This is a genomic window from Pseudonocardia thermophila (assembly GCF_900142365.1).
Lineage (GTDB): Bacteria > Actinomycetota > Actinomycetes > Mycobacteriales > Pseudonocardiaceae > Pseudonocardia > Pseudonocardia thermophila.
In genome coordinates, this window is record NZ_FRAP01000022.1 from 124419 (window position 1) to 131491 (window position 7073).

Annotated in this window: 6 protein-coding genes; 2 read left to right on the forward strand and 4 right to left on the reverse strand. The window is 75.0% G+C overall.

What is annotated here, in order from left to right; translation table 11 throughout:
* Positions 1 to 6: 6 nt before the first annotated feature.
* Positions 7 to 831 (forward strand): formate dehydrogenase accessory sulfurtransferase FdhD, encoded by an 825-nt coding sequence (gene fdhD, locus BUE41_RS24855; RefSeq protein WP_073459741.1) that lies wholly within the window; start codon positions 7 to 9, stop codon positions 829 to 831.
* Here fdhD and BUE41_RS24860 read toward each other — a convergent pair.
* The 4 genes from BUE41_RS24860 to BUE41_RS24875 form a co-directional block, all read right to left on the reverse strand.
* Positions 828 to 3071, reverse strand: coding sequence for a heavy metal translocating P-type ATPase (locus BUE41_RS24860; protein WP_073459742.1), 2244 nt, complete (start codon positions 3069 to 3071; stop codon positions 828 to 830). The genes fdhD and BUE41_RS24860 overlap by 4 nt on opposite strands.
* Before the next feature lie 542 nt (positions 3072 to 3613).
* Positions 3614 to 4834: a cytochrome P450 family protein gene (locus BUE41_RS24865; protein WP_073459743.1), complete on the reverse strand. Its 1221-nt coding sequence runs from the start codon at positions 4832 to 4834 to the stop codon at positions 3614 to 3616.
* Between the two features lie 130 nt (positions 4835 to 4964).
* A complete protein-coding gene (gene dinB / locus BUE41_RS24870; protein ID WP_234997550.1) occupies positions 4965 to 6185 on the reverse strand; it encodes a DNA polymerase IV in 1221 nt (406 codons plus the stop codon).
* Between the two features lie 45 nt (positions 6186 to 6230).
* Positions 6231 to 6410, reverse strand: coding sequence for a hypothetical protein (locus BUE41_RS24875; protein WP_073459745.1), 180 nt, complete (start codon positions 6408 to 6410; stop codon positions 6231 to 6233).
* 170 nt (positions 6411 to 6580) lie between these two features.
* On the opposite strand from BUE41_RS24875, the gene BUE41_RS24880 reads away from it, so the two are divergent.
* A complete protein-coding gene (locus BUE41_RS24880) occupies positions 6581 to 6955 on the forward strand; it encodes an ATP-binding protein (protein ID WP_073459746.1) in 375 nt (124 codons plus the stop codon).
* Positions 6956 to 7073: the final 118 nt, after the last annotated feature.

Sequence of the window (7073 nt, forward strand, 5' to 3'; positions counted from 1 at the left end):
GAGCACATGGGACGGCTGACGGCGCGGCGGCGGGTCGTGTGGATCGCTCCGGGCGGGAGGCGCACCACCCGGCCGGACACCCTCGCGGCCGAGGAACCGATGGAGCTGCGGGTGGCCGGTGCCCCGCTGTCGGTCACCATGCGCACCCCGGGCCACGACGTCGAGCTGGCCCACGGGTTCCTGCTCACCGAGGGCGTGATCACCTCGCTGGACGACGTGGCCACGGCCCGCTACTGCGACTCGGTCGACGACACCGGCCGCAACACCTACAACGTGCTGGACGTGGCGCTGGCACCGTCGGTCGCGCCGCCGTCGGCGTCGCTGGAGCGCAACTTCTACACGACGTCGTCGTGCGGGGTGTGCGGGAAGGCGTCGCTGGACGCGGTCCGCACCAAGACCGCGTTCCCCGTGCTCGACGGCGATCTGCGCATCCCGGCTGCCACGATCGCCGAGTTGCCGGACCGGCTGCGCGCCGCGCAGAAGGTGTTCGACTCCACCGGCGGCCTGCACGCCGCGGGCCTGTTCGACGCCGACGGCGAGCTGCTCGTCGCCCGCGAGGACGTGGGCCGGCACAACGCCGTCGACAAGGTCCTCGGGTGGGCGCTGCTGCACGGCCGGGTGCCGGCCCGGGGCTGCGTGCTGCAGGTGTCCGGGCGGGCGTCGTTCGAGCTGGTGCAGAAGGCGGCGATGGCCGGGGTGCCGGTGCTGTCGGCCGTGTCGGCGCCGTCGTCGCTGGCGGTGGAGCTGGCCGACGACGCCGGGATCACGCTGGCCGGGTTCGTCCGCGGCGGGAGCATGAACGTCTACACGCACCCGGAGCGGATCACCTAGCCGCGACGCAGCCGCAGGGCGCAGTCGGCGGCGGCCAGTGAGGCGGCCACCGACGCGGCGGCGGCGAGCACCGGGGGCAGTAGCCCAGCGGCGGCGAGCGGCAGCGCGACCCCGTGGTACCCGGCGGCGCCGGCGAGGATGGTGCGCAGCGCGGAGCCGGCGCGACCGGAGAGCGCGATCGCCTCGGCGGCGGCCCCGAGATCGGGTTGGGCGGGGGAGCCCTCGGCCGCGCAGCCGGCGCCGGAGGGCAGGGTGATGGCGATGTCGGCCGCGGCGAGCACCGGGGCGTCGTGCTCGCCGTCGCCCAGGACGGCGACCCCGTGCCCCTCGGCCCGCAGCGCCCGCACCAGCTCGACCTTCGCCTCGGGCCGCTGCTCGGCGAGCACGCGGGTGATGCCCACCTCCGCGGCCACGGCCGCGGCCACGCCCTCGGCGTCGCCGCTGACGAGCACCGGCTCCAGCCCCAGCGCGCGGAACCGGGCGATGGCGGTCGTGGCGGCCGGCCGGACGGGGTCGGTGAGGGCCAGGACCGCGCGCGCCTGCCCGTCCCAGGCGACGACGACCGGCGTCTGCGCCCGCGCGGCAGCGTCGGCGATCGCGTGCTCGAGCGCATCGGGCACGGCGGCGTCGTGCTCGCGGACGAACGCGGGGCTGCCGACCAGGACCGTTCGGGCCCCGGTCTCCCCGGACACGCCGCCGGGGAGCGCGGCGGCGTCGCGCACCGCGGGCCAGAAGGGCACGCGCTCCGCGGCGTACGCGGTGATGGCCCGAGCGAGCGGGTGCGCGCCGGCCGCCTCGACCGCCCCGGCGACGGCGAGCACGTCGGCCAGTGCGGTGCCGGGTCCATCGACGCCGTCCGCACCCTCGACGATCGTGACGGCGACGACCTCGGGCTCGCCGCTGGTGAGCACACCGGTCTTGGGCAGCAGCACGGTGTCGACCCGGCGGGCGGACTGCCACGCCCGCGGTCCCGGCAGGGCACCCACGCGGGCCGCCCGGCCGGTGGCGGCGAGCACCGTCATCGCAGTGGCGAGCCCGAACGCCGCCGGGCACGTGGCGACCAGTACCGCGACCGCCGCGCCCACCGCCGTCGCCACCGAGGCCCCGACGACGAGCCAGACCGCGCCCGTACCGGCGGCGAGCAGGAGGACGATCGGCACGAGCGCCGTGCCCACGCGGTCGGCCCGCCGCTGCGCCGCGGACCGGCGGGACAGCGCCGCCCGCAGCTGCGCGATCGTCCGGGCGAGCCGGGTGGCCGCACCGGCCCGGGAGGCCCGCACGATCAGTTCACCGCCGCGGACCACACCCCCGGCGTGCACCTCGGACTCGAGCTGCACCGGGACCGGCGCGCCACCGAGTCCGCCCGCGTCGACGAGCGCCGCTCCGTCGACGACGAGACCGTCCACGGGGATCCGCTCGGCGTCGGCCACGTACACGAGATCGCCCGCCGCCACCTGGTCGGCCGGCAACACCCGCACCGGCCCGTCGGCACCGAGCAGGGTGGCCTGGGTGGGCACGAGCCCGGTGAGCGCCCGCACCTCGGCTCCGGCGCGCCGCCGGACCCGGTCCTCCCAGCAGCGCCCGGCCAGCACGATCGCGGTGATCCCGGCGGCGGCCCCGACGTGCGCCGTCCCACCGGTGATCGCCGCGGCGACGGCCCACGCCAGCGCGGCGCCGGTGCCGAGCGACACCAGCAGGTCCCGGCTCACCGTGCACCGCCGGACCTCCGCCGCCGCGGCGCGGTGCACCGGCCAGGCACCCCACAGCACCACCGGCAGCGACAGCGCCAGCGCCACCCACTGCCAGAACGGGAACTGGACGGCGGGCACCAGCGACAGCACCAGCACCGGCACTGCCAGTGCCGCACTGGCAACGGCCCGGCCGCTGCCGACGATGAGGCGGGCCGCCACCGCCGCATCGACCCCGTCGGCAGCGGCCGGACCGGGTTCGGGGATCGGGACGGCGGTGTACCCGGCGTCCTCGACGACCGCGATCAGGACCTCCGCGCTCACCGTCGCCGGGTGGACGACGGTCGCGGTACCGGTCGCGTAGTTGACCTCCGCCGAGACCCCGCGCAGCGCCCCGAGGATCTGCTCGATCCGGGTCGCGCACGCCCCGCACGTCATCCCGTCGATCCGCAGCTGCGTGATCCGGGCTCCCTCGGGCAGCACGGGTGCCGCAGGGCGGATCGGCAGGGCGGTGGCGCCGGCCGTGGGCGGAGCGATCACGGGAGTGCTCATCGGGTGACCACCGGTCCGGGGTCGGGGACGGGGGAGCTGACCAGAGCCCCAGGGGGAGGGGGAGCGGGCTCGGTCACGAGGCGAATCTCCCAGAGCACCCCAGCCGCGGGTTGCCAACCTGAGGACGCTGCGGACCGCTCGGACCGTCCGGCGCGCCGAGCGGTCCCGGATTGCACTTATCGGTCTAACGCGCTAGGCCGAAGAACCAATCGGGTTCTCAGGTTCGCCGCCGTGCTTCGACGGACGTCCGTGGGCGCATCCCGGACTGCGCCACCGCGCCGAAGCGAGCACTGCCGGAAGGTGACCACCGCGATCGCGCGCGATCCAGTGCTGTGCGACGGAGGAGCAGAGCGCGATCCACCACACCCCGAGGCCCGCGACGCGCCGCTTCGGCCGGACCGCATGGTCAGCCGACCGCTCCGCAGGACTCGCCGGCCCGAGCGCCGGACTCGCGGGACCGAACGCGCGACTCGCGCTACGAGGAAGGGCCGCGCGATCCCCACCTCCCTGGGGGACCGCGCGGCCTCAGCACCCCTCAGCAGCTACGCATCCAGCAGTACCGAGAGATGAGCCTGCGTCCGGAACGCGAGGTTCGCCCGCCGCTCCGGTTCCCCGTGCACCCGGATCCGGGGGAACACGGCCCGCAGCGCGGAGACGATCGAGACCGCGGTCCGCACAGCCTCGTTCTCCCTGAGGCACCGATGCTGCCCGGCCGGGCTGAAGCTCAACAGCACCTCGTCCCCACGACCAGGATCCTGATTGGCCGCCTCGATGAGGACGAGGACGTAGGCGGCTCCCCGCTCCAGGCGACGCCCGTCCGCGAGCCGAGCCCCGCCGTCCGCGGTCCGCCGCATCCAGCCGTGCACCCCCGTCCAGACGGCCAACCCCTGCGCCACCTCGTGCGCGAACCGCGGGGACGCCGGATCGACGGCGGCCCAGCCCCCGCTGCGCAGCAGGTGATCGAGGTAGCGCGTCACCGTCCCGGCCGTGGTCGCGTAGCTGGCGTTGACCAGCCCGAACAGGTTCGCGATCGCCTCCTCCCTGGTCAGCCGGCCGGCGCCGACGGCGCGAACGAGGTGTGCGGTAGCGCTGTCCGGCCGGGACGCCCCGGCGAGGTGGTCGTCGATCAGGTCGGCGCACATGTCCCGCATGGCGATGAGGCTCTTCGCGAGGTCGGGCTGGTCCTCGTACGGCGGCGGGTCGGCGGGCCAGGTGAAGTCGGCCTGCGCGGTAGCGGTGGCGGCGACGAGATCCTTCATCTCCCGGGGCAGGTCGAGCCGCTGCCCCAGGAGATCGAGAGCGACCGGCTCGATCAGGTCTGCCTGCAGGTCGAACGGTTCCCCTGGAACGGATCGGGCCCAGGTGCGGGCCCGGTCGACGTGGCGCGCGACGGTCTCGTCGATGATCCGGGTGTTGCGCAGCCCGGTGGCGGCCTGGTTCATCGCGGCGCCGACGATCCGCCGCCGGTCGAGGTGGCGCTGCCCGACCTCGCCGACGATCGCCCCCGGGTAGCCGGTGAACGTGCCCATCACCTCGGCCGCCGCCGGGTTGGCGTGCGGCGTGAACAGCCACCACGGCACGACCGCGAGGTCCTTGAGGAAGCTGGTGCCGTCCGGGTCGGACAGCGCCTGCCGCGCGCCGGCGTAGTCGCCGACGACGTACATGTTGCGCTCCACGTCGTAGACGATCCCGCCGGCCTCGCGCAGTGCCGGGTAGTACGCCTCGGGCGTGCCCTGCCGGACCGCGTCGGCATACGAATCCATGAGTCCCCCCATTCGTGTGATCCCCCGTCCGACCATCCACACAGGACGTGGTCGGATTCGCGTAGCATCGCAGAGATCACGCGATCGGGCGACACCAGGCGCCTTGTCGGACGCGCACCTCCTGTGACGGTCAATCGGGCAGCAAGGGGACGGAGATCCCTTCGTCCCGCCCGAGCAGTGCGGCCCGGGTGACCGACCGAGATCCGAACCGGTCACGCAGGGCGTCGAGCGCGCCGTCGAGCGCCGTCTCGTCCACGCCGGGATCGCGCACGGTGAGCGGCAGGGTGAGCTGGCACGGCTCGTCGGGCGCGAGGTTGGTGAGCGACAGGCCGAGCAGGGTGATCCCGTCCGCGGCGATCCGCGGCAGCTCCGCCGCCAGCAGGCGGCGAGCCGCGGCGAGGATCGTGGGTGTGTGCGCGGTCGGCGCGGCCAGCGTCCGCGAGCGGGTGGCGCGGCTGAAGTCGGCGAACCGCAGCCGCAGCACCACCGTGCGGCACACGCGGTGCGCCCCGCGCAAGCGGCGGCCGAGCCGGTCGACCGTGCCCACGAGGATCGCGTCGAGCTCCTCGGGGCTGCGCGGGCGACGGCCGAGGGCCCGCTGGGAGCCGATCGACCGACGCCGCCGCCCGGGGTCGACGGCCCGCGGATCGCGGTTGTGCGACAGCGCGTGCAGCTTGTGGCCCTCGGCCTTGCCGACCAGACCGACGAGCGGGCCCTCGCCGAGCGCGGCCGCCTCGCCGACCGTCCGTACGCCCAGGGCGTGCAGCTTCGCGGCCGTGACCGGCCCGACGCCCCACAGCTTCTCCACCGGGAGCGGGTGCAGGAACTGCAGCTCGCGGTCGGCCGGCACGTGCAGCAGCCCGTCCGGCTTCGCCACACCGCTCGCGACCTTCGCCAGGAACTTCGTGCGCGCCACGCCGACCGTGATCGGCAGGCCGACCTCGTCGCGGATCCGCCGGCGCAGCTGAGCCGCGATGTCGACGGGGGAGCCCGCGATCCGCCACAGACCTCCCACGTCGAGGAACGCCTCGTCGATGGAGATTCCTTCGACGAGGGGCGTGGTGTCGCGGAAGATCGCGAACACGGCCTTGCTCGCGGCCGAGTACGCCGACATCCGCGGCGGTACCACGACGGCGTCCGGGCACAGTCGCTTCGCCTGTCGCCCGCCCATCGCGGTGAGCACCCCGCACCGCTTGGCCTCGTAGCTGCAGGCGAGCACCACCCCGCCGCCGACGATCACCGGCCGGCCGCGCAGCCGCGGATCATCGCGCTGCTCCACCGACGCGTAGAACGCGTCGAGATCGGCGTGCAGGATCGGTGTAGGGCTACGCCCCGCTCGAGGCTCGGGCACGAACATATGTTCGCATCCGTCGTCGGTGATTTCGAGGCCCCGCGCTCATCGGCGCCGGCGGAGCCGGGAGCAGAGCCGCGCGAGCCGGCCGCCCGTGGACCGGCGCGGTTCGGGGAACGGCGGCGGGTCCAGCAGCGGCGGGTCGGCCGGTGGGAGGAGATCGCCCGCGGGGAGCGTGGGCGGGTCGAGCGCGACGAGGGTCGGGGTCTTCTCGCGGTCGTGCACGTGAGCCTGTCGCGGTCTGCCCCGTGCGGCGTTACGGGGATCCGCCGTGATCACGATCGCGTCATCGACGCCGAGTACTGCGCCGCAGGTCACACGGCGTGTAACGGCTGCGGGTCGCACGGCGAACCCCGAGTGTGGACCCAGTCGGATCCGTGGGGCCGGGCAGTGAGGTGCCCCGCTTCGATCCGGTGCACCTCGAGCAGGACCTCGGCGGACCGGAGTCGCTCGCCGGGCTGCGCCGCTGGATCCGCACGCACGTCGTGGCCGACGCGGACGCGCTGGCCGACGCGCAGCTCGTCGCCACGGAGCTGGCCAGCAACGCCATCGAGCACGCGCCCGGGCCGCGGGTCGTGCGACTGCGGGTGAGCGCCACCCGGTTCACCGTCGAGGTCGAGGACGCAGCCCCGGACGCCGCGCTCACGCTCGGGGTGTCCCGGCTCGGCGGCAACCGCGGCCGCGGCCTCCAGGTCGTCAACGTCCTCGGCCGATGGGGTGTGCACCGCCGACCGACCCGCAAGACGGTCTGGGCGACGATCTCCCTCTAGCGACCTCCTTCGCGCCGCCGCGCGCTAGCTGTAGTGACTCAGGACGTTGTTGTCAGTGCTCGACGGCGTGTCGGCTTGAACGAGGGGAGGGCCTCCGGGCGAGGTGGGTGTGTCTGAG

Bases quoted from the DNA above. Each gene is read 5' to 3' on its own strand.
- fdhD (WP_073459741.1), top strand. From the start codon at position 7: ATGGGACGGCTGACGGCGCGGCGGCGGGTCGTGTGGATCGCTCCGGGC.
- BUE41_RS24860 (WP_073459742.1), bottom strand. From the start codon at position 3,071: ATGAGCACTCCCGTGATCGCTCCGCCCACGGCCGGCGCCACCGCCCTG.
- BUE41_RS24865 (WP_073459743.1), bottom strand. From the start codon at position 4,834: ATGGATTCGTATGCCGACGCGGTCCGGCAGGGCACGCCCGAGGCGTAC.